Origin of the sequence: Variovorax sp. PAMC26660 (genome assembly GCF_014302995.1) — a bacterium.
Classification (GTDB): Bacteria; Pseudomonadota; Gammaproteobacteria; order Burkholderiales; family Burkholderiaceae_C; genus Variovorax.
Window position 1 is genome coordinate 4,479,609 of record NZ_CP060295.1, and the last position, 19,336, is coordinate 4,498,944.

The 19,336-nt window shown below is 65.8% G+C and carries 18 protein-coding genes; 8 read left to right on the forward strand and 10 right to left on the reverse strand.

Annotated features, from left to right (window positions below):
- Window positions 1–6: 6 nt before the first annotated feature.
- Entirely contained in the window at window positions 7–1,164 is a 1,158-nt protein-coding gene (locus H7F35_RS20970) for an ABC transporter substrate-binding protein (RefSeq protein WP_187108514.1), read from the reverse strand.
- Window positions 1,165–1,388: 224 nt separating this feature from the next.
- Between H7F35_RS20970 and H7F35_RS20975 the strand changes: the two genes are divergently transcribed.
- Window positions 1,389–2,468, forward strand: coding sequence for a TRAP transporter substrate-binding protein (locus tag H7F35_RS20975; protein ID WP_187108515.1), 1,080 nt, complete (start codon window positions 1,389–1,391; stop codon window positions 2,466–2,468).
- 104 nt (window positions 2,469–2,572) lie between these two features.
- On the opposite strand, the gene H7F35_RS20980 is transcribed toward H7F35_RS20975, so the two are convergent.
- Both H7F35_RS20980 and H7F35_RS20985 read right to left on the reverse strand, forming a co-directional pair.
- The gene (locus H7F35_RS20980) at window positions 2,573–2,938 is read right to left on the reverse strand and encodes a bleomycin resistance protein (RefSeq protein ID WP_187108516.1); all 366 of its coding nucleotides are present in this window, start codon (window positions 2,936–2,938) and stop codon (window positions 2,573–2,575) included.
- A gap of 73 nt (window positions 2,939–3,011) precedes the next feature.
- Window positions 3,012–4,454, reverse strand: a complete 1,443-nt coding sequence (locus H7F35_RS20985; RefSeq protein ID WP_187108517.1) for a hypothetical protein — start codon at window positions 4,452–4,454, stop codon at window positions 3,012–3,014.
- Window positions 4,455–4,502: 48 nt separating this feature from the next.
- On the opposite strand from H7F35_RS20985, the gene H7F35_RS20990 reads away from it, so the two are divergent.
- The gene (locus tag H7F35_RS20990) at window positions 4,503–4,733 is read left to right on the forward strand and encodes a hypothetical protein (protein WP_187114517.1); all 231 of its coding nucleotides are present in this window, start codon (window positions 4,503–4,505) and stop codon (window positions 4,731–4,733) included.
- Window positions 4,734–4,876: 143 nt separating this feature from the next.
- Here the strand turns inward: H7F35_RS20990 and H7F35_RS20995 are convergent, their stop codons facing one another.
- Window positions 4,877–5,578, reverse strand: a complete 702-nt coding sequence (locus H7F35_RS20995) for an alpha/beta hydrolase-fold protein (protein WP_261803291.1) — start codon at window positions 5,576–5,578, stop codon at window positions 4,877–4,879.
- Window positions 5,579–5,995: 417 nt separating this feature from the next.
- Here H7F35_RS20995 and H7F35_RS21000 point away from each other — a divergent pair, with 417 nt between their 5' ends.
- Window positions 5,996–7,045: an RNA methyltransferase gene (locus H7F35_RS21000; RefSeq protein WP_187108519.1), complete on the forward strand. Its 1,050-nt coding sequence runs from the start codon at window positions 5,996–5,998 to the stop codon at window positions 7,043–7,045.
- On the opposite strand, the gene H7F35_RS21005 is transcribed toward H7F35_RS21000, so the two are convergent.
- A complete protein-coding gene (locus tag H7F35_RS21005; protein ID WP_187108520.1) occupies window positions 7,027–8,289 on the reverse strand; it encodes a hypothetical protein in 1,263 nt (420 codons plus the stop codon). The genes H7F35_RS21000 and H7F35_RS21005 overlap by 19 nt on opposite strands.
- A 146-nt stretch (window positions 8,290–8,435) precedes the next feature.
- Here H7F35_RS21005 and H7F35_RS21010 point away from each other — a divergent pair, with 146 nt between their 5' ends.
- Window positions 8,436–8,732 (forward strand): hypothetical protein, encoded by a 297-nt coding sequence (locus H7F35_RS21010; protein ID WP_187108521.1) that lies wholly within the window; start codon window positions 8,436–8,438, stop codon window positions 8,730–8,732.
- A 10-nt stretch (window positions 8,733–8,742) separates the two neighbouring features.
- Here H7F35_RS21010 and H7F35_RS21015 read toward each other — a convergent pair whose 3' ends face one another.
- The 3 genes from H7F35_RS21015 to H7F35_RS21025 all read right to left on the reverse strand — a co-directional run bounded on the left by H7F35_RS21015 (window position 8,743) and on the right by H7F35_RS21025 (window position 11,382).
- Complete coding sequence (locus tag H7F35_RS21015; protein ID WP_187108522.1) at window positions 8,743–9,231, reverse strand: hypothetical protein; 489 nt, start codon at window positions 9,229–9,231, stop codon at window positions 8,743–8,745.
- Window positions 9,228–10,772: a TRAP transporter large permease subunit gene (locus H7F35_RS21020; protein ID WP_187108523.1), complete on the reverse strand. Its 1,545-nt coding sequence runs from the start codon at window positions 10,770–10,772 to the stop codon at window positions 9,228–9,230. The genes H7F35_RS21015 and H7F35_RS21020 overlap by 4 nt, the downstream gene beginning before the upstream one ends.
- 70 nt (window positions 10,773–10,842) lie before the next feature.
- Window positions 10,843–11,382, reverse strand: a complete 540-nt coding sequence (locus H7F35_RS21025; RefSeq protein ID WP_187108524.1) for a TRAP transporter small permease subunit — start codon at window positions 11,380–11,382, stop codon at window positions 10,843–10,845.
- Window positions 11,383–11,549: 167 nt separating this feature from the next.
- Between H7F35_RS21025 and H7F35_RS21030 the strand changes: the two genes are divergently transcribed.
- On the forward strand, window positions 11,550–12,854 hold the full coding sequence (locus H7F35_RS21030; RefSeq protein ID WP_187108525.1) for an SUMF1/EgtB/PvdO family nonheme iron enzyme: 1,305 nt from the start codon (window positions 11,550–11,552) through the stop codon (window positions 12,852–12,854).
- Between the two features lie 3 nt (window positions 12,855–12,857).
- On the opposite strand, the gene H7F35_RS21035 is transcribed toward H7F35_RS21030, so the two are convergent.
- Window positions 12,858–14,288, reverse strand: coding sequence for an MFS transporter (locus tag H7F35_RS21035; protein WP_187108526.1), 1,431 nt, complete (start codon window positions 14,286–14,288; stop codon window positions 12,858–12,860).
- 104 nt (window positions 14,289–14,392) lie between these two features.
- Window positions 14,393–15,265, reverse strand: coding sequence for a LysR substrate-binding domain-containing protein (locus H7F35_RS21040; RefSeq protein WP_187108527.1), 873 nt, complete (start codon window positions 15,263–15,265; stop codon window positions 14,393–14,395).
- 245 nt (window positions 15,266–15,510) lie between these two features.
- Here H7F35_RS21040 and psrA point away from each other — a divergent pair, with 245 nt between their 5' ends.
- The 3 genes from psrA (at window position 15,511) to phnA (ending at window position 19,311) form a co-directional block, all read left to right on the forward strand.
- Window positions 15,511–16,614: an iron-containing alcohol dehydrogenase PsrA gene (psrA, locus tag H7F35_RS21045; RefSeq protein WP_187108528.1), complete on the forward strand. Its 1,104-nt coding sequence runs from the start codon at window positions 15,511–15,513 to the stop codon at window positions 16,612–16,614.
- A gap of 115 nt (window positions 16,615–16,729) precedes the next feature.
- Window positions 16,730–18,037 carry an MFS transporter gene (locus tag H7F35_RS21050; protein ID WP_187108529.1) on the forward strand — a complete coding sequence of 436 codons (1,308 nt, stop codon included), beginning with the start codon at window positions 16,730–16,732 and terminating at the stop codon, window positions 18,035–18,037.
- Between the two features lie 92 nt (window positions 18,038–18,129).
- Entirely contained in the window at window positions 18,130–19,311 is a 1,182-nt protein-coding gene (gene phnA, locus H7F35_RS21055) for a phosphonoacetate hydrolase (RefSeq protein WP_261803699.1), read from the forward strand.
- Window positions 19,312–19,336 lie beyond the last annotated feature (25 nt).

Genomic DNA, 19,336 nt, shown 5'->3' on the forward strand with positions numbered 1-19,336 from the left:
CGGTGCTTACTTCTCGATCACGAACGCAGTGCCCTTCGTGACGCTCACGATGGCCTGCTGCTGGGCGTCGTAGCCGGCGGGCTTGCCGGCCTTGTCCTTGGCGCGTGCAAAGGTGAAGGCGCCGGTGGCACCGGTCCACTTCACGCTGGGCAGGGCGTCGCGCAGTGCGCTGCGGTCGGCCGCGAGGTTGCCCGACAGCTTCACGCCCTTGAGCGCCTGCGCCACGACGTACAGGCCGTCATAGGCTTGCGCCGCGAACTGGTCCGGCGCTGCCTTGTACTTGTCGTTGTAGGCCTTCTGGAACTTGGTGTTCTCGGGCGTGGCGTTGCTGGCCGACCAGGGGCTGCCGACGTACAGGTTGTCCGAGCTGCCCTTGGCCAACTCGAAGATTTTGGTCGAGTTCATGCCGTTGCCGCCGATGATCGGCACGTTCAGGCCGAGCTGGCGCGCCTGCACCATCACCGGTGCGCCTTCGGCCAGCAGTGCGGACAGCACGATGGCGTCGGGGTTGGTGGCCTTGATCTTGGTGAGCTGGGCCTTGAAGTCCACGTCGCCCTTGGCGAAGGTCTCGGTGGTGGTCACCGGCAGCTTCAGGTCTTCCAGTGCCTTCTTGAAGTTGTCGTAGCCGCTCTTGGTGAACACGTCGTCGTTGCCGTAGAGCACGGCGACCTTCTTCACGTTGGCGTGCTTGATGGCCACGCGCAGCGTTTCGGGCAGCACGTCGGCTTCGGTCACCGAGTTGCGGAAGATGTAGTCACCGATCGAGGTGATGCCGTCGGCGGTGTTCGAGGTGCCGAAGGCCACGGTCTTGGCGGCCTGGGCGATCGGGTCGGCAGCCTGCGCCGAGTTCGACAGCGTGGGGCCGAAGGTCATCAGGACCTTGTCTTGGAAGATGAGCTTCTTGAAGACGTTGATGGCGTCTTCCTTCTTGCCTTGCTCGTCCTCGATGGCCAGCACGATCTTGTCGCCATTGATGCCGCCGGCGGCGTTGATCTCGTCGGCCGCGAGCTGGAAGCCGTTGCGGATGGCCGAGCCATATTGCGCGGCACCACCCGACAGGGCTGCGGCAACGCCGATCTTGATGTCGGCGGCCTGTGCGCTACCGAATGCAGTGGCGGCAACGAGTGCGAAGAGTGCGGGTTTGAAAGGGATAGAACGGATCATCTGTTGGATGCCTCGGTGGTTTTGAGTGATGAAGGCGAAGTAACATTTTATGCCTCGCCTGCAACACCCTCCGGATCGCGCGCCGCCTGTGGGGAGGCCCGCAGGGTAAACCCCCGCCGGACGCCTGTAAGCGCGTTTTTACAATCGCCCCGACTTAAACCAAAGTCCCCAACGCGGTCACAAGCCGCGTTTTGTTTTTATTCCAAGAACTCGGAGAGCTACCAATGGATCGTCGTTCCCTCATCAAAAACGCCGGCATCGCGGGCGTTCTGGCTGCCGGTATCGCACCCGCGGTGCATGCCCAGGCCACCGTTCGCTGGCGCCTGGCGTCCAGCTTTCCCAAGTCGCTGGACACCATCTTCGGCACGGCCGAGACGTTCTCCAAGAGCGTCAGTGACATGACGGGCGGCAAGTTCCAGATTTCCGTGCACGCCGGTGGCGAGCTGATGCCCGCGTTCGGCGTGGTGGACGGCGTGCAGAACGCGTCGGTCGAAATGGCCCACACGGCCCCGTACTATTTCTACGGCAAGGACCCGACCTTCTGCCTGGGCTGCGCAGTGCCCTTCGGCATGAACACCCGCCAGCAGAACGCATGGATGTACGAAGGCAACGGCCTGAAGCTGATGCGCGCGTTCTATGCCAAGTACAACATCATCAACCTGCCGGGCGGCAACACCGGCGCGCAGATGGGCGGCTGGTTCCGCAAGGAAATCAAGTCGGTCGCCGACCTGAAGGGCCTGAAGTTCCGCACCAACCCGTTTGCCGGCAAGGTGCTCGAACCCTTCGGCGTGATCCCGCAATCGATCCCCGGTGCCGACCTGTACCCCGCGCTCGAAAAGGGCACGCTCGACGGCCTGGAATGGGTCGGCCCGTATGACGACCAGAAGCTGGGCTTCAACAAGATCGCGCCGTTCTACTACTACCCCGGCTGGTGGGAAGGCGGCCCCGAGCTGGACTTCTACATCAACACCAAGGCGTGGGAAGGCCTGTCTGCCGAGTACAAGGCCATCGTCGAAGCGGCTGCCGCGCACGCCAACATCACGATGACCGCCAAGTACGACGCCAAGAACCCGGTCGCGCTCAAGCAGCTCGTGGGCTCGGGCACGAAGCTGCGCCCGTTCTCGCAGGACGTGATGAACGCGGCCTTCAAGTCGGCCCAGCAGATCTACTCGGACCTGAACAACAGCAACCCGGAGTGGAAGAAGATCTACGGCGACTGGTCGAAATTCCTGGCCGACCAGAACGCCTGGTTCCGCTACACCGAAGGCACGTTCGACCGCTTCATGCAACAGCAGAAGCTGTAAGCGCGCGGCGCCTTCGCGCTCCTGTACAAAAAGCCCTGCCGGTTCCGGCGGGGCTTTTTTTCGTCGGCTGCGCAGGGGCGTGCCGGGCCCGCGCGTGGCACCTGCTAGGGCGCGCCAGCCGACTCCTGGCCGAACTTGATGAGGTTGCCGTCCGGGTCGATCACATACAGCTCGTCCATGCCCCATGCCGTGCGCACCACGTCCTGGACCGAAGGCAATTTGGCGCTGAGTTCCGCGTGCACGGCGGCAATGTCCGCCACGCGCAGGTAGCACGACGTGTTCTCGGCAATGTGCCTGTCGTTGCAGGCCCAGAAGTGCAGCTCGGTGTCACCGCGCTCCGCGATGCCATAGGAAAAATCTTCAAAGTGCTGCGTCTGGAAGCCAAGCACGTTCTTGTAGAAATCCAGGGTGCGCACCAGGTCGAGTGACGCGAGTACGGGGATGGCCTTGCCGAAGCTTGCTTGATTCATTCCGGGGCCCGGTGTTCTTGATGGCGCAATTGTGCAGTGGTGGGGCTGCGCGCCGGCTCCGGCAGCCACCCTTTCAGAGCAGCGGCACGACCTGCATCAACGCCCATCCCGCGCTGACCAGGTACAGCACCGAGGCGAGCTTGATCGCCCGTTCCCGAACCCCAGTCCGGCGAGGCGCGATGCACAGCGAAAGCCCCACGCACACGAGCAGCAATATCGGCAGCCCGAACAGCGCCCAGCCCAGCGCGTACACCGGCAGCGCGCTGCGCGACGACTGGAGGTGAGCGCGCAGTGGCAGTGGGTCGGTGCGGCGCAGCGCGTGGTCCAGGTGAATGGATTCGCCAGCGCTGTCGACCAGCCAGAAGCCGCCCGTTGCGTCGGGCAGGAACAGGCGGGACGCCAGGCCCTGCGGCCATTGCGCCACCGCGGCCAGTGCCGACATCGTGTCGATCGCGGGTTGCCGTGCGTCGGTAATGCGGACCTTGTCGCTGTCGTCGGTATGCCATGTCAACGCGCGGTCGCCGACCTGCTCGGTGATGGCACGCAGCGAGGCGTCGGCCCACTGCGGCCGGCGGCGCACGGCGCTCTCGTCGATGGTGAAGCGGTTCTGCCGCACGACCCGCATGCCGCTCCACGGCGGCGGCGGCGCGGCCTGCGTGGGCTTGCCGTCGGCGCCGATTCCGGGCGTGTCCTTGAGTCCGAGCGAGAGCGTGTCGGGCGTGCGGAGCTTGCCCTGCGCGACGAGATCGACGTCGCCCTCGTAGAGCGTGCGGCCGGGGAAGATCGGTGCGACGGACTCGCCGCCTTCGGCGACGGCGCGGCCGGTGTCTTCGAACACCCAGCGCCCACCGGCGCGGTAGGCCATCTGCGGCGTGTGGCAGTCGGTGCCGCAGGCCGGAACGGCGACGCGTTCGCGCCGCTCGGTGCCTTCGATGGCGATCACCTTCACCGCCGCCGACAAGCCGTACCTGTCTTCAGCGGTGGTTGACACCACGGCGAGTTCGAACTGGTTGCCGACCCACGCACCGGCCAGGTAGCGCACGTGCCCGAGGTTCTGGGGCGCGCGCTCCCAGCCGTCGGCGTTGGCGATGGCTACGAACGAGTCGCCCGTGATCGCCTGCTGGAACACGATGGCGAGCCGCCGGCCGGGGCCGGGAACGATCCCCTGGGTGAACAGCACGTCACCGTTCTGCATCAGCGGCCATCGCAGTGTGGCTTGCTGCGTTCGCGGATCGAGAAATGCCCAGCCGATGCCCAGCGCCTCGTCGCGGCACGGCACGATCACGCCGCCGTTCCACACCGCCATGTCGAGGTTGACGTCGACCAGGCTGCAGCCGCGAAAGCGAGAGGCGGCATCGGCGGCCACCGTCGGCGGCGAGCCGTCGGCCTTGTGCCAGGCCATGGGCTGCGGGCCGGTGACGGGTGAACTGGCGAGTGCGAGAAACCAGGCCGCGACGGCCAGGGCGATGGCAGCGAGGAGGGCGGCGGTGGCGGTGCTGATCTTGCGCATGGTCATCGAAGATTGATTTTTCGCCGAGGGCCGGAAGGGCCTGAAGAGCCGGTCGTGGCCGCATTCTGCCTGCTGCGAGCGTCGCGCAGGAGGGCCGCTGCAACGGGCGACAGGGGGCCGGCAGCGAAAGCAGATGCAGAACATGGAAGAGGCCGGCGTGCACAGGAAGGCGTCAACGACGGGCCGGAGGAGATCGAAGGCATCGTCAGACTGCTCACCGGCAAGTACGGTGCGCTGTTCAACATGAAGGGCGCGCCCTGGATGCTCCAGGCGCTGCGGGGTTGAGGCCCTTGGGGCATTCCTCGCCCCAATGAAAAATGCCCCGCTCTCGCGGGGCATCTCAATTCAAGCGGCCGGCAGACTATTTACACAGACTGCGGTTTTGGCGGGGCTTTTTCATGGGGCACTGAAGAACATCGGCCGGCGATCTACGGCAGTATTTTGGCGATCGCGTCGGTGAAAGAGGGAATGTCGGTTTTCCCGTGGGTGGTCGAGTAAGTCGTCTCAGTGACCGTGAAGCCTGGATACCCTCTGGCCAGGAGGCGCTGGTACATCCCGTCCACCGGATTGAAGTTGCACGACGAAACGGTGGCGCAGCGCGTCAGAAAGAGCGTTGCCGGCAACGGGTTGCCTGCGAGGCCGTCGTGCATGGCCTGCTCAAGGTCTTGGTACCGTGTTCCCTGGCCGTCGTACGTGCCCTCGAACGACAGGAAGTACGAGAAGGTCAGGTTGTTTTTTGCGCCTTCGAGAAACAGCACGATGCCGGTCATGCTGCCGCTGAGCGACAGGCCCGTCAGCATGCGCTTCTTCGTATCGCTGCGGTACTTCGCTTCGATGAAAGGCACAAGCTCCGAGGTCAGGAAGTCGTGGTACGGCACGGCCCCGGGCAGCACGTAGTCGGTGGTTCTGCGGGCCGTGCCGCCGATGCCGACAAGGATCGCCTGGGTGTTTCGCTGGTCCAGGATGTCTTTCAGGTTTGAAAAGCGATTGCCTGGCGGATTGAATATCGCGTCGCCGTCCAACGCATAAATGACCGGATAGTTGGTCGAACTGCCATCGTAGGAAGCGGGCAGATAGATCTCGAGGCTGTAGGCCGCTCCCGTCCTTGTCGAGACGATCGTGTCGGCCACCACCCGGCTGGTTGTTGTAGGCGGTGCAACCGGGGCCCCAGTCGGCGGTGCCGTGACTGGCGGCACGAAGGGAATGCCACCTCCGCCTCCGCCGCCCCCACCCCCTCCGCAAGCGGACAGGCCAAGAAAAATCGTCGAAGCCGCTGCAAGTGACAGCGCGCGAACCATCCATCCAAACTGCATTTGAAACCCTCGGTTGATATGTTCTTGTGAGCAAGCGGCCCAGGAACCTGGCAGAGCGCTTGCCTTCGTCGAGCGGGCCCGGAAAATCGGCATTCGCCCCATCGGGCTTTTAGCTCATTGGAGCCCTGTTCGCCAAGCACCTTTTGGCATGCAGGCATTGGGAATGATCGTTGCCAGTCTCTCTGTGAAGAGGCCGCCGTGCACAATCTGCCGCATGTCGACCCGAGCCCGCGCATGCGAATCCACGAACTGAAACGACGCCTGCGGGAAGCCGGGGCCGGCCCCAGCCACGAGCAGCGCATCCTGCGGCTGTGGTCCCATGCGCTGCCCCGCAACAGCGGCCGGCGTTTGCCGGGAACCTTCTTTCCGTCGTCGCTGCTGGAGGCCCTGCCGTCCATTGAAGCCGAGCTGGCGGGACTGGCACGCATCCACGCGGTGCACCCCGGCGCCGACGGTTCCGAGCGGCTGTTGGTCGCCCTTGCGGACGGCCAGACCGTGGAGAGCGTGTTGCTGCCCCGGGACGGCCTGTGCGTCTCGTCCCAAGTGGGGTGCGCGGTCGGATGCCAGTTCTGCATGACGGGCCGCGACGGCTTGCTGCGCCAGGTGGGAAGCGCCGAGATCATTGCCCAGGTTGCGCTTGCGCGCATGCGCCGGCCGGTGCGCAAGGTGGTGTTCATGGGCATGGGCGAACCGGCCCACAACCTGGACAACGTGATCGAGGCCATCGACCTTCTCGGCACGGTGGGCAACATCGGCCACAAGAACCTGGTGTTCTCCACGGTGGGCGATCCACGCGTGTTCGACAGGCTGCTCCAGGAGCGCGTCAGGCCTGCGCTGGCCCTCTCGCTGCACACGACCCAGGCTGACCTGCGCAAGAAGCTGCTTCCGCGCGCGCCGAACATGACGCCCGAAGAACTGGTCGCCGCGGGCGAGCGCTATGCGCGTGCCACCGGCTACCCCATCCAGTACCAGTGGACGCTGCTGGAAGGCGTCAACGACGGGCCGGAGGAAATCGAGGGCATCGTCAGGCTGCTGTCCGGCAAGTACGGCGTGCTGAACATGATTCCCTTCAACGCGGTGGATGGCGTGGCGTTCAGTCGTCCGTCGTGGGAGCGCTGCGAACAGATGGCCCGCACGCTGCACGAGCGCGGCATCCTGACCAAGCTGCGCAATTCGGCCGGCCAGGACATCGACGGCGGCTGCGGCCAGTTGAGGGCGCGTGCCGCCGAAGTGCAGGTGATGTTTCGACAGGCCGCGCCGGCTGGTCAGCAACTGAAGGGGTAGAACATCTGGGTGTTGAGGCTGCCGTCGGGCTGCAGCGAATACCAGGTCGTGCCGCGCTGCACGCGCAGCGCTCCGCAGCCCAGGTTGGTGAAGCCGTTGTAGACATCGTCCGTCAGGTTCTCGCCGGACTTGCGCGCGAGCCTGAAGCTGTCCTTGCCGCCGTTGGCTGCCACCGTGCGCAGCACCATCACACCCGATGGCAACCGCGCTTCGATCTTGCCCGGCACGCCCTGGAACAGCGCAGAAGTCGCGCCGTCTGCAGTCACGGCATAGCCGCGCAGCAAGCCGGAGGCGTCCGCGAAGATCAGCGCGCCGTCACTGCGCCAGATGGAGGGGCAGCCGTGCCCCTCCATCGGCAGTTCGTCGGGGAGCAGCGCACGCATGCCGTCGAGGTAGAGGCGACAGGTCTTGCGTTCGTCGTCGATCAGCGAGAGATAAGCCGGCGCCGCATCGGCCGCCGCATGCGCCTCGAAGCGATGGAAGCGGGGCACGTCGATGCGTTGCCCGTTCAGGTTGAACAGTTCGATCTCTTTGCCGGACTGCGCGAAGAGCAGCGGCTGGTGCGTGTGCGCGGGGTCCGTGTCGACGCTGCCCACGCCGTCGTATTGCGTGGGGATGATCTCGCGCAGGTCGGACATGCGCAGCAACCCGGCCTTTCCGTCGGCCGTGACCTGCCGCAGTCCGGCGGGGCGCACCGGGTATTTGATCGCCAGTTGCGAGATGCTGTAGCTGTTCTGGTACCAGTGCGGCGAGCGCGTGACGAGCGTGCCGCGCTGGAATCTCAGGTAGGTGTAGTCCGCGCCGTTGGGGCCCTCGCGAAAGAGCTTGAGCGTGAGGATAGGCAGCGGCCGGCCCGCGTTGTCGGTGGTGTTGCCCTCGATCTCGGTTTCGCCGAAGTGGTCGGGCACCAGCGGACGCCCTTGCGCATCGAGCAGCGTGTTGCAGTCGTCCAGCGTGGCGATGAAGCCGTTGGCTGTGCCGCCGAGCGACACCGTGGTGAGCGAGTCGTAGCGCATCTTGCTGCGCGACGGCTCGGCCTGCCGCAGCGCATAGCGGGTGTCGTCCGGGCCGCCGTGGGCCGGACGCACCGCGCGCACGTAGCGAAACCACACGGGGTCGCGCTCCAGCGCGCCTCTCTCGCCGGTCGGCGTGTAGCCGTCGTAGGGCTTGAATTCATTGGGCCAGCGCCGGCATTCCTCGGCCTGCGCAACGTGAACGCAGACGCAGGCGAGCGCCGCGGCCATGAGTGACAGATATCGCCGCATGCGGCCAATCCCCTGTAGTGAAGAGCGCCCGATCATAGGCAGGCGCGGCCGCTATAGTGCTTCGCTTTCCACCTCACAGGCCTTGCCGGATGTCCCGAATGTTGCCTCTCGTGGCGGCGCTGCTCATGTCCGCATTCGCCCTCGCTGCCCAGGCCACGGACAGGCTGCCGTGGAAGAAGCCGGGCGAGGTGCTCGAATACCACGCCTGCGGCTGCGCCGATTCATGTTGGGTGGCCGAAGTGCGCAACGCGCGAAGCCGTGCATTGAAGGGCCGCTTGCGCTGCGACTGCGAACAGCTCCATGCCACCTTGGGACCCCGCGGCGCGGAGCAGGTCTATGCGCCAAGCTGCCTTGCGATCAACGACAGCGCCGACAAGTCGCAATCGATCCGCGAGACGCTGGAGCGCCTGCTCCAGCGCTAGCAGGCGTGCGTCAGTGCGTCCCGGTTTCCGCCGGGGCAGGCGTTGACGGAATGGTGCGTTGCGCCACCTGCTCGCCGAACGCGATCAGCACCTGCGGGTCGTAGGCATGGAACCAGGTGATGCCGCCGTAGCGCCGGCGAACCAGCAGCCGCGGCGCGATCACGCGTTCGAGCATGCGGATGTGCACCAGCTTGAGTTGCGCCACGTCCTGCGCACTCACGCGCTTGTTCCAGAGCCAGGTCTGCGTCAGCACGTCGCCTTCGATGCGGGTGCGGCTGTAGACGATCCAGTAGCCGACCCACACCACGCACAGGGCCGCGATGCCGAACACCACGAGGGCGCTGGTCGACCAGGTGGTGGTGCGCAGCGAAGGCAGGCTCCAGAGCGCGAAGGCGAAGATGTCCACCACGAGCACCACCGCCAGCGTGCGCAGCAGGGGCGGGAAGGCGGCGCTTTCGAGCGGGGTGCGAGGGCTGTCCTGTGGGCCGTGCTCGCTCACGGCTTGGTGGGCTCGTTCGAGGCCGGCGGTGTTTCAGCCGGCGCGGCGGGCTCGTCCTTCTTGCTGTTGCCGAACGGGTCTTCCATGTTCACGCCGTTGCTGTCGGGCGCGGGCGGCGGCTCGGCATCGGCCGGCATGTCGAGATTGACCTTCTCGATGTCGACGACTTTCTCTTTCTCCAGGAACACGGTCACCGTCTGCGGGAAGAAGATCACGATGGCCACCAGCAGCAGTTGCATGCCCACCCACGGTATGGCGCCCAGGTAAATGTCGCGCGACTCCACCTTTCGGGGTAACGCTCCGTTCTTGAAGAGGGTGTCCGCGATGCCCCGTAAATAGAACAGCGCAAAGCCGAACGGCGGGTGCATGAACGAGGTCTGCATGTTCACGCACAGCAGCACGCCGAACCACACCATGTCGATGCCGAGCTTGTGCGCCACCGGCCCCAGCAGCGGCAGGATGATGAACGCGATCTCGAAAAAGTCGAGAAAGAACGCGAGGAAGAAAACGAAGATATTCACCGCGATCAGAAAGCCCACCTGGCCGCCGGGCAGGCCCGCGAGCATGTGCTCGATCCACTTGGCGCCGTCCACGCCCTGGAACACCAGCGAGAACACGCGCGAGCCGATCAGGATGAACACCACCATCGCCGTCAGGCGCATCGTGCCCTCCATCGCGTCCTTCATCAGCGACCAGCTCAGGCGTCGATGGATGAGCGCCAGGATCAGCGAACCCACCGCGCCCATGGCACCGGCTTCGGTCGGCGTGGCGATGGCGTTGTCCATGAAGGGCAGGCCGCCCATCGAGCCGAGCACCGCGAAGATCAGGATGGCCGAGGGAATGATGCCGCGCAGGCACTTGCCCCACAGCGCCCAGCCATGCAGCGTGCGCGCGGTGACGGGCAGGCCCGGCACATAGTGCGGGCGCAGGCGGCCTACCATGAAGGTGTAGATCGCGAAGATGATCACCTGCAGGATCGACGGACCCCAGGCGCCCTTGTACATCTGGCCCACGTCGGTGCCGAGCTGGTCGGCCATGACGATGAGCACCAGCGAGGGCGGCACCAGTTGCGTGATCGTGCCCGAGGCGGCGAGCACGCCGGTCGAGTAGCGCATGTCGTAGCCGTAGCGCATCATGATCGGCAGCGAGATCATCGCCATCGCGATCACCTGGCCGGCCACCGTGCCGGTGATGGCACCGAGGATGAAGCCCACGATGATCACCGAGTAGCCCAGGCCGCCGCGCACCGGGCCGAAAAGCTGGCCCATCGAGTCGAGCATGTCCTCCGCGAGTCCGCACTTCTCCAGTACGGCTCCCATGAGGGTGAAGAACGGAATGGCAAGCAGCGTCTCGTTCGACAGGATGCCGAACACATTGAGCGGCAGGTTGGCCATGAAGCCGGCCGGGAACCAGCCCATCTCGATGGCGAAGAAGCCGCAGATCAGGCCCAGGGCCGAGAGCGAAAACGCGACCGGGAACCCGATCAGCATGATCACGATGAGCCCCGCGAACATGATCGGGGCGAAGTTTTCCATGTGCATTGCTACTTACCTGCGGTGCGGGAGAGGGCGGAACCTGAAAGAGAGCGAAGGGGCGCGCGAAGAGCGCCCGTCACTGCACCGGCTTCTCGTAGTGCGTGTCCATCTGGATCAGGCCGCGCAGGTAGGCAATGCGCTTGATGATTTCCGAAACGCCCTGCAGGAACATCGCTGCAAAGCCCACGGGCATCAGCAGCGCGGCGGGCCAGCGGATCAGGCCGCCGATGTTTCCCGACATCTCGCCGGTGACCCACATGTTCCAGAAGAAGGGCCAGGTGAGGTAGGTGAACAGACCCATCACCGGCAGCAGAAAGAAGATGAGGCCGAACAGGTCGACATACACCGGCCCGTAGCCCTTGAGCTTGCCGTAGATGATGTCCACGCGCACATGCTCGTTGAAGCGAAGCACCACGGGCGCACCGAGCATCACGGTGGCGGCGAACAGGTACCACTGGATTTCGAGCCAGGAGTTCTTGCTGAAATCGAGACCGTAGCGAATGAGTGCGTTGCCGGCGGAGATCAGCGAGGCGCCCAGTACGGCGTAGCCGGCGATCTTGCCGAGTTTTTCGCTGACCCAGTCCATGCCGGTCGCGAATTTGAGAAATGCAGACAAGGGGTGTCTCCCACAAAGCCCAGAGAAAACGCGGGCCCGTTGTGGGGGCTGCGCAAAAGCCCGGAATGTTACCCGCGCATACCTTTGTATTGCGTCGTTTCATTGGGCGGGTTTACCCGGAAACCAGGGCCTGTCTGGAGGCCATCGACCGGTCCTCATAATCGTCCATGTCCTCGCGCCCACCGCCTTCCTCGACGCCTTCCGGAGCCCAGGGCCTGCCCCATTCGATCGATTCGCCCGACATGTGCCGCGCCGGCCGCGAGCTGTTGTCGCTGGCGCTGATCGACGCGCGCAACCACACGCTGCATCTGCTGTCGCTCTATGAAGAGGCACTGGGCACCCAGGCGCTCATGGTGCCGCCCGTGCCGGAAGAGGAAGGCGTGGTGCCGCCGGTCTGGCTGGCCGGTCACATCGGCTGGTTTGCCGAGTGGTGGATCGGCCGCAACACGCAGCGCGCCTTCGGCGTGGATTGCCCCGTGCGGCCGACGCGGCTGGCGGCCATAGACCCCGGCGCCGACGATTGGTGGAACCCGGCGCAGAGCATGCCGGGGCGCCGCTGGTCCACGGACCTGCCCGACCTGGGCCAGACCAAGGCCTACCTGCTCGAAACGCTGGAGAGCACGCTCGAGTTGCTCGAGCACGCGGCCGAGACCGATGCCGGCCTGTACTTCTATCGCCTGGCGCTGTTCCATGAAGACCTGCGCGGCGAGCAGTTCGTGGTGATGGCGCAGGCGCTGGGGCTGCCCCTGGGCGTCGAGCAGGCGCCCATCGCCGTCACGCGCGAGCCGCTGCTGCTGCCGGCCACGCGCTGGGAACTGGGCTCGTCCGCGAGCGGCTTCGCTTTTTCGCAGGAGCGCAGCGCGCACCGCATCGACGTGCCCGAGTTCGAGATCGATGCGCAACCCGTCACCTGGAACCAGTACATCGAATTCGTCGACGATGGCGGCTACGACCGCGAGGCGCTGTGGCATGCCGACGGTTGGCGCTGGCTGGCCGCGCAGGTCGAGGGGCGGCGCGGGCCGCGCTACGTCGAGCAGATCGGCGTGGCGCGCAACGGCACCGGCGGCTCGGTGCTGCAGCAGCATTTTGGTTCCACGGTGCGCGCGGCCGGGCACCACAGCGCCGTGCACCTGAGCTGGTGGGAGGCCGATGCGTGGGCCCGCTGGGCGGGGCGCCGCATTGCCACCGAGGTCGAGTGGGAGATTGCGGCGCACGCGGCCGCGCGGCGCGGCTTTCGCTGGGCCGACGTGCATGAATGGACGGCAGGCACGCTGCAGCCCTGGCCCGGTTATCGCGCCGATCCGTGGAGCGCCGGTGGCGAGTTCGATCCCGAGGCGGCGTTCGGCCGGGCGCGCGTGCTGCGCGGTGCATCGTTCGCGACGCGTGCGCGCCTGCGTTCGCTCAAGCGCCGCAGCTTCGCGCTGCCCGAGCGCGACGACGGCTTCTTCGGTTTCCGGACCTGCGCGCTTTGAGCTTCAGCGCCCCGATGACAGCGGCGGCGCCACTTCTTCCAGCGGCTTGCGCTCCGCATCGGCCGCATGGCGCAAGGCCAGCAGCCCCGCGCCGATGACCAGCGCGGCGCCGATGCCGTAGCCCACCGTCACCGCGCCGCGGCTGCCGGTCTCGATCAGCAGGCCGAACAGCATCGGTGCCGCGAAGCCGCCCGCGCCCATGCCGATCGCATAGAAGATCGCGATGGCCATGGCCCGCATCTCCAATGGGAACACCTCGCTCACCGTGAGGTAGGCCGAGCTTGCCGCCGCCGATGCCAGGAAGAACACCGCCGACCAGCACAGCGCCTGGCTGCGCGCATCGAGCCAGCCCGCCATGAAGGCCCAGCCCGTGAGCGCCAACCCCACGCCGGCCAGCACATAGGTCAGCGCGATCATCTTGCGCCGGCCCACGCTGTCGAACAGCGGGCCCAGCAGCAACGGCCCCAGCACATTGCCGAGCGCGAACGGAAAGATGTAGAGCGCCACGCTGCCTGCGGGCACGTCGTAGAAGCGCGTGAGCACCAGCGCGTAGGTGAAGAAGATCGCGTTGTAGAAGAAGGCCTGCGAGATCATCAGCGCGCCGGCCACCACGCTGCGCTGGCGGTAGTGCCTGAGCAGCACGCGCGCCACCTCGCGCATCGACGGGCTGCTGCTGCCCGCGGCCGTGTAGGTCACGTGGCCTTGCGGCGCCGGCAGCGGGCCGTGTTGTGCCTCGACTTCGGCCTCGATGCGTTCGACAACGCGCCGTGCTTCGTCGGCCCGCCCATGCGCGATCAGCCAGCGCGGGCTTTCGGGCACGTCGCGCCGCACCAGCAGGATGGCCACTGCCAGCACCGCGCCCAGCGCGAAGCCCGCACGCCAGCCCCACACCGGGCCGATCACCCGCGCGTCGAGCAGCACGAGGCTGAGCCCCGCACCAAGTGCCGCGCCAATCCAGAAGCTGCCGTTGATTGCCAGGTTCACGCGCCCGCGCACCCGCGCCGGAATGAGTTCGTCGATGGCGGAGTTGATGGCCGCGTACTCGCCGCCGATGCCCAGCCCCGTGACGAAACGGCAGAGCGCAAAGAAGGCGAAGTTGGGCGAGAAGGCAGTGGCCAGCGTGCCCACCGTGTAGACCACCAGCGTGATCAGAAAGAGCTTCTTGCGCCCGAGCCGATCGGTGAGCCGCCCGAAGATCAATGCGCCGATGACGGCGCCCGCGATGTAGACAGAGCCCGATGCGCCGATCTCGCCGGCCGAAAGCCCGAGCGTATCGGGCCGCTCCAGCACCGCGCCGATGGAGCCCACCAGCGTGACTTCGAGCCCGTCGAGGATCCAGGCCACGCCCAGCGCGATCACCACGCGCCAATGCCAGCGCGACCACGGCAGGCGGTCGAGGCGGGCGGGGATGTCGCTGCGCAAAAGAGGGGGCACGCGGATTCACTGGAGTGAAGGCCGGACCATTATGGAAAGCGCGCCGCCGTGCCCGCTGTAGGACCGCACCGTCCACTGGTGCGGCGCTCGCGGCATTCCGGCCGCTACGCCGGTGCGAGCGACACCGCGAACAACGCGCTGATCAGCGGCCTGTCCTGGCGCACCGACAGGCAGCACAGCGAGTAGCTGATCGACAGTTCCTCGTCATCGACCATGACTGCGGCGAGTCCCGGCAAGGGAATGAACTCCACCTGCGTGACGAAGCCGATGCCCATTCCGCTGGCCACCGCGTGCAGGATGGCCTCGCGGCTGTTGATTTCCATGACGCAGTTCACGCGCACGTTCTTCTGCTGGCACGCGCGCTCGACGCGCTGGCGGGTCTTCGAGCCGGGCTCCCGAAGGATCACCATTTCGCCTTCGATATCCTGCGTGGTGATCGATGCACGCCGCGTCCACGGATGATCCGCCGGAACCACCGCAATGATCCGCTCGTTGCGAAAGGGAACGGTATGCAAGCCCTCGATGGGCGGTGGTTCGGCCACGATGCCGACATCGATGTCGAAGTCCTGCAGCCCGTGCAGGGTCGATTCCTCCGATCCGATGGAGATCGTCAGCTCCAGCGATGCATGCGCGCGTTTGAAGTTGCGCGCCAGCTCCAGGGCAATCGGCGGAGACACCGCACCGACGCGAACCAGTCCGGCTTCGAGCTTGTGCGCGTTCTGCAGGAACTGGATGGCTTCTTCCTCCTGGCCGAAGAGGCCCTGGGTGATGCCATAGAGCCGCTCGCCCGTTGCGGTCAGTCGCACGGTGCGCCCGCCGCGAAGGAACAGCTCCACGTTGAAGCGCTCTTCCAGTGCCTTGACCTGATCGGTTACCGTGGGCTGACCGATGTGCAGGTATTGCGCGGCCGACGTAAAGCCGCCGGTCTTGGCGACAGCGTGAAAGCAGCGGATCCACTTGTAGTACTGGTGAAACATGGGCAGGTTTTGAAAGGCGGTGGCGCGTGAGCGGCTGAAGCCTCTCACATCCGGGCCCCGGTCGGCATGCGCGCTTTCCCCGTGATCGCGCGGGCGAATGCCATCCATCGGTTTTCGACCATGCCGGCGTCAGAAATGCGATTGGACGGGGCAGCGGGCGGCTTTGACACTTGCATCCATTCAAGAACGCGCGGCACAGCGCGATGCAGGAAGAAGCAAACAAACAACCACGCGAGACAAAGCCGATGCCCCATGCTTTTCACAACCCTGTTTCCGTCCATTGCGGTCGAGGAAGCCTCGAGCAGTTGCCCTCGATCCTTGCCGGCCGCCGTGTCGTCGTCGTCACCTTTCCCGAAGCGCGCGCGCTGGGCCTTGTTGCCCGCCTCGAAGCACTTCTGGGGGACGCCCTGGTCACGGTGATCGACGACGTGCGGCCCAACCCCGATGTGGCGCACTTGGCCGGGCTCTACAACAGCTTCTGGCAATCCGACACCAGTGGCGATGCAAGTTGCGACGCCATCGTTGCGGTGGGCGGCGGCAGCGCCATCGACACAGCTAAGGCCTTGATGGTCGGCACTGGCAGCGGACAGTTCGATGAACTCATCGGCCTGCTCGCCACGGGAAAACCCTTTGTGCCCGCCAGCGTCAAATCGCTGATCGCGGTGCCGACCACTGCGGGCACAGGCAGCGAAGTGACGCCCTGGGCCACGATCTGGGACACCGCGAACCAGAAGAAGTACTCGCTGCATCTGGAGGCCACGTGGCCCGAAGCGGCCATCGTGGACCCTGAGCTGATGCTTTCGGTGCCAGCGGGAATCACGGTGTCCACCGGGCTCGATGCGCTCTCCCATGCGCTGGAGTCGGTGTGGAACGTGAACGCAAATCCCATCTCCGACACCTTCGCGGTGTCTGCGGTGCAAGACATCTTCGAGTGCCTGCCAGCCCTTCTGGCCGACCTCGGAAACATCGCGCTGCGCGAGCGCATGTCGCTCGCCGCGCTCAAGGCGGGCATGGCGTTCTCCAACACGAAGACCGCGCTGGCCCATTCGATCTCGTACGAGATGACGCTGCGCCACGGGCTGGCGCACGGCATCGCGTGCTCCTTCACCTTGCCGCTCGTGCTTGAAAAAGCCTGGGCCAAGTCGCCCGACCGCGACCGCACGCTGCAGCAGTTGTTCGGCCCGGACCTGTCCGCCGCGACGCGGCGCCTGCGCGACTTTCTGCAGAGCCTCGGCGTGAAGACCGAGTTTGCCGACTACGGCGTGGCTGACGGCGAGGCCGCGGCGATGATCGCGCGCGCCATGGAAGGCGCGCGTGGCAAGAACTTCATCGGGGCGGTGCCCGCCTAGATGATTCGGAGTGCCGGGTGCTGTGGGTATGCGCGCGGCCAGGACAGCAAAAACAGATGCCGGCCTTTGAGCCGGTCCCACGGGCCCCACGCCCGTCAAGAAATGGAGACAAACCATGCAAGCAGCCAACCAGACCCTGCCGGCGGGCACCTACGTTCCGCCTCTCGAGAATTCGTTCAGGAAGGCCCAGTGGCGGATGCTGCTGGCCGCCATGTTCTGCTACTTCTTCTTCTACACGGGGCGGCAGACATTCGGCTTTGCCATTCCGGGCATCCAGAAGGAATTCGGGCTCTCGAAGGAAGTCCTCGGCTGGGCCTCGAGCTGCCTTCTGTGGTGCTACGCCGTGGGCCAGGCCATCAACGGAAATCTGGCCGACAAGTTCGGCGGACGGCGCGTCATGACGGCCGGGGCCATTCTTTCGTGCGCCGCCAACTGGGTCGTCAGCTTCGCGATCGGGTTCAAGAGCCTGGCCATCCCCTGGGGCGTGAACGGGTACTTCCAGGCCCTGGGGTGGGCGCCTGGCAGCCGGTTGCTGTCGAACTGGTGGGGTGCGCAGGAGCGCGGCAAGGTGTTCGGCTGCTACACCTTCGCGGCAGGCTGCGCGTCGGTGCTGTCCTTCATCACCTCCATCCTGGTCGTGAACGTGTTCCACCTCGACTGGCGCTGGATCTTCCGGCTTCCCGTGCTGCTGATGCTGGTGGGTGGCATCACCTTCTATCTGATCGCCCGTGAACGCCCGGAGGACCTTGGCTTCAAGTCGCCAGAAACCGGTGTCGCCAATGCGGAGGATGCGAAGGCAGTCCATGCCGGGCACGAAGCCGAGGAAAGCTCGTGGGCGCGCTACAAGGCCGTGCTCAGCAATCCCCGGCTGATGATTGCCGCGCTCTCGATCGGCTTCCAGAACGCGGCGCGCTATGGGTTGATCGTGTGGGTGCCGGTGCACTTTCTCGGCAAGGACTGGGCCAAGGCTGCCGACGGCATGATCGACCCGGCCTGGATTTCGGTCGCACTGCCGGTCGGCATGGCCTTCGGCGCGCTCACCAACGGCTGGATCTCCGACAAGGTCTTCGGATCGAAGCGCTACAAGGCCATCGTGCTGTACATGCTGCTCGGTGCCGTCGCCTCGATCGGCATGTACCTGCTGCCCACGAGCATCCTCGGCCTGGGCCTGCTCTTCCTTGCAGGCTTCTTCGTCTACGGACCGGCCTCGTCGTTCTGGGCCCTGTGCCCCGATCTGGTCGGCGCGAAACGCGCGGGTACGGCCACCGGCGTCATGAACTTCTTTTCCTACCTGCTCGCCGGGCTTGGCGAGCCGCTGATCGGCCGGATGCTGGACCACTCGGGCAACACCTCGCTGGTGTTCCCCATCGTCGCGGCCAGTTGCCTGATCAGTGCGTGCATCGCGGCGTTCATCCGTCGCTGAGCCGCGGCAGGACGACCTCACATCTCAACAACCAAGGAGTGAAACCTGTGAAACCAAACTTGCTTGAAGTCAACGGTCGAAGTTACCGCTGGATGGCCCGCCCCGTGGTCGTTGTCTGCGTGGACGGCAGCGAGCCGGCGTACCTGGATGCGGCCATCGCAGCCGGTGTCGCCCCGTACTTCGACCGCATGCGCAAGTCAGGCGCCAACCTGCTGGCCGACTGCGTGGTGCCCTCGTTCACCAACCCGAACAACCTGTCCATCGTCACCGGCGTGCCACCGGCCGTGCACGGCATCTGCGGCAACTACTTCTTCGACCGCGAACTGGGCCAGGAAGTCATGATGAACGACCCCAAGTACCTGCGCGCAGGCACCGTCCTGGCGGCATTCGCCGATGCCGGCGCCAAGGTGGCCGTGGTCACCGCCAAGGACAAGCTGCGCAAGCTGCTGGGCCACCGCATGAAGGGCATCTGCTTCTCGTCGGAGAAGTCCGACCAGGTCACCATGGAAGAGAACGGCATCGACAACGTGCTCGACATGGTCGGCATGCCCGTGCCCTCGGTCTACAGCGCGGAACTCTCGGAGTTCGTCTTCGCCGCCGGCGTCAAGCTGATGGAGTCGCGCCGCCCCGACCTCATGTACCTGTCGACCACCGACTACGTGCAGCACAAGGCCGCCCCCGGCAGCCCGGCCGCCAATGCCTTCTACGCCATGATGGACCGCTACCTTGCGCAGCTCGATGCCTTGGGCGCCACCATCGTCGTCACCGCCGACCACGGCATGAACGACAAGCACGCGAGCGACGGCTCGCCCAACGTCATCTACCTGCAGGACGTGCTCGACGAGTGGTACGGCGCCGGTGTCGCCCGCGTGATCCTGCCGATCACCGACCCGTATGTGGTGCACCACGGCGCACTCGGCTCCTTCGCCACCGTGTACGCCCCCGACGAAGCCCGCGTGCCCGGCTGGATCGACCGCATCCAGCGCGTGCCCGGCATGGAACTCGTGCTCTCGCGCAAGGACGCCGCCGCGCGCTTCGAGCTGCCGCCCGACCGCATCGGCGACATCGTGGTCGTGAGCGAGCAGAGCACCGTCATCGGCACCTCGGCCAGCCGCCACGACCTGTCGGCGCTCGAAGTGCCGCTGCGCTCGCACGGCGGTGTCTCCGAGCAGCGCGTGCCGCTGATCTGCAACCGCCCGGTCACCGGCATTGCTGCCGGCCGGCGCCTGCGCAACTTCGATGCGCTGGACATCGCGCTGAACCACGCCCAATAACGCAAACGCCTTCCGGAGCAAGAAG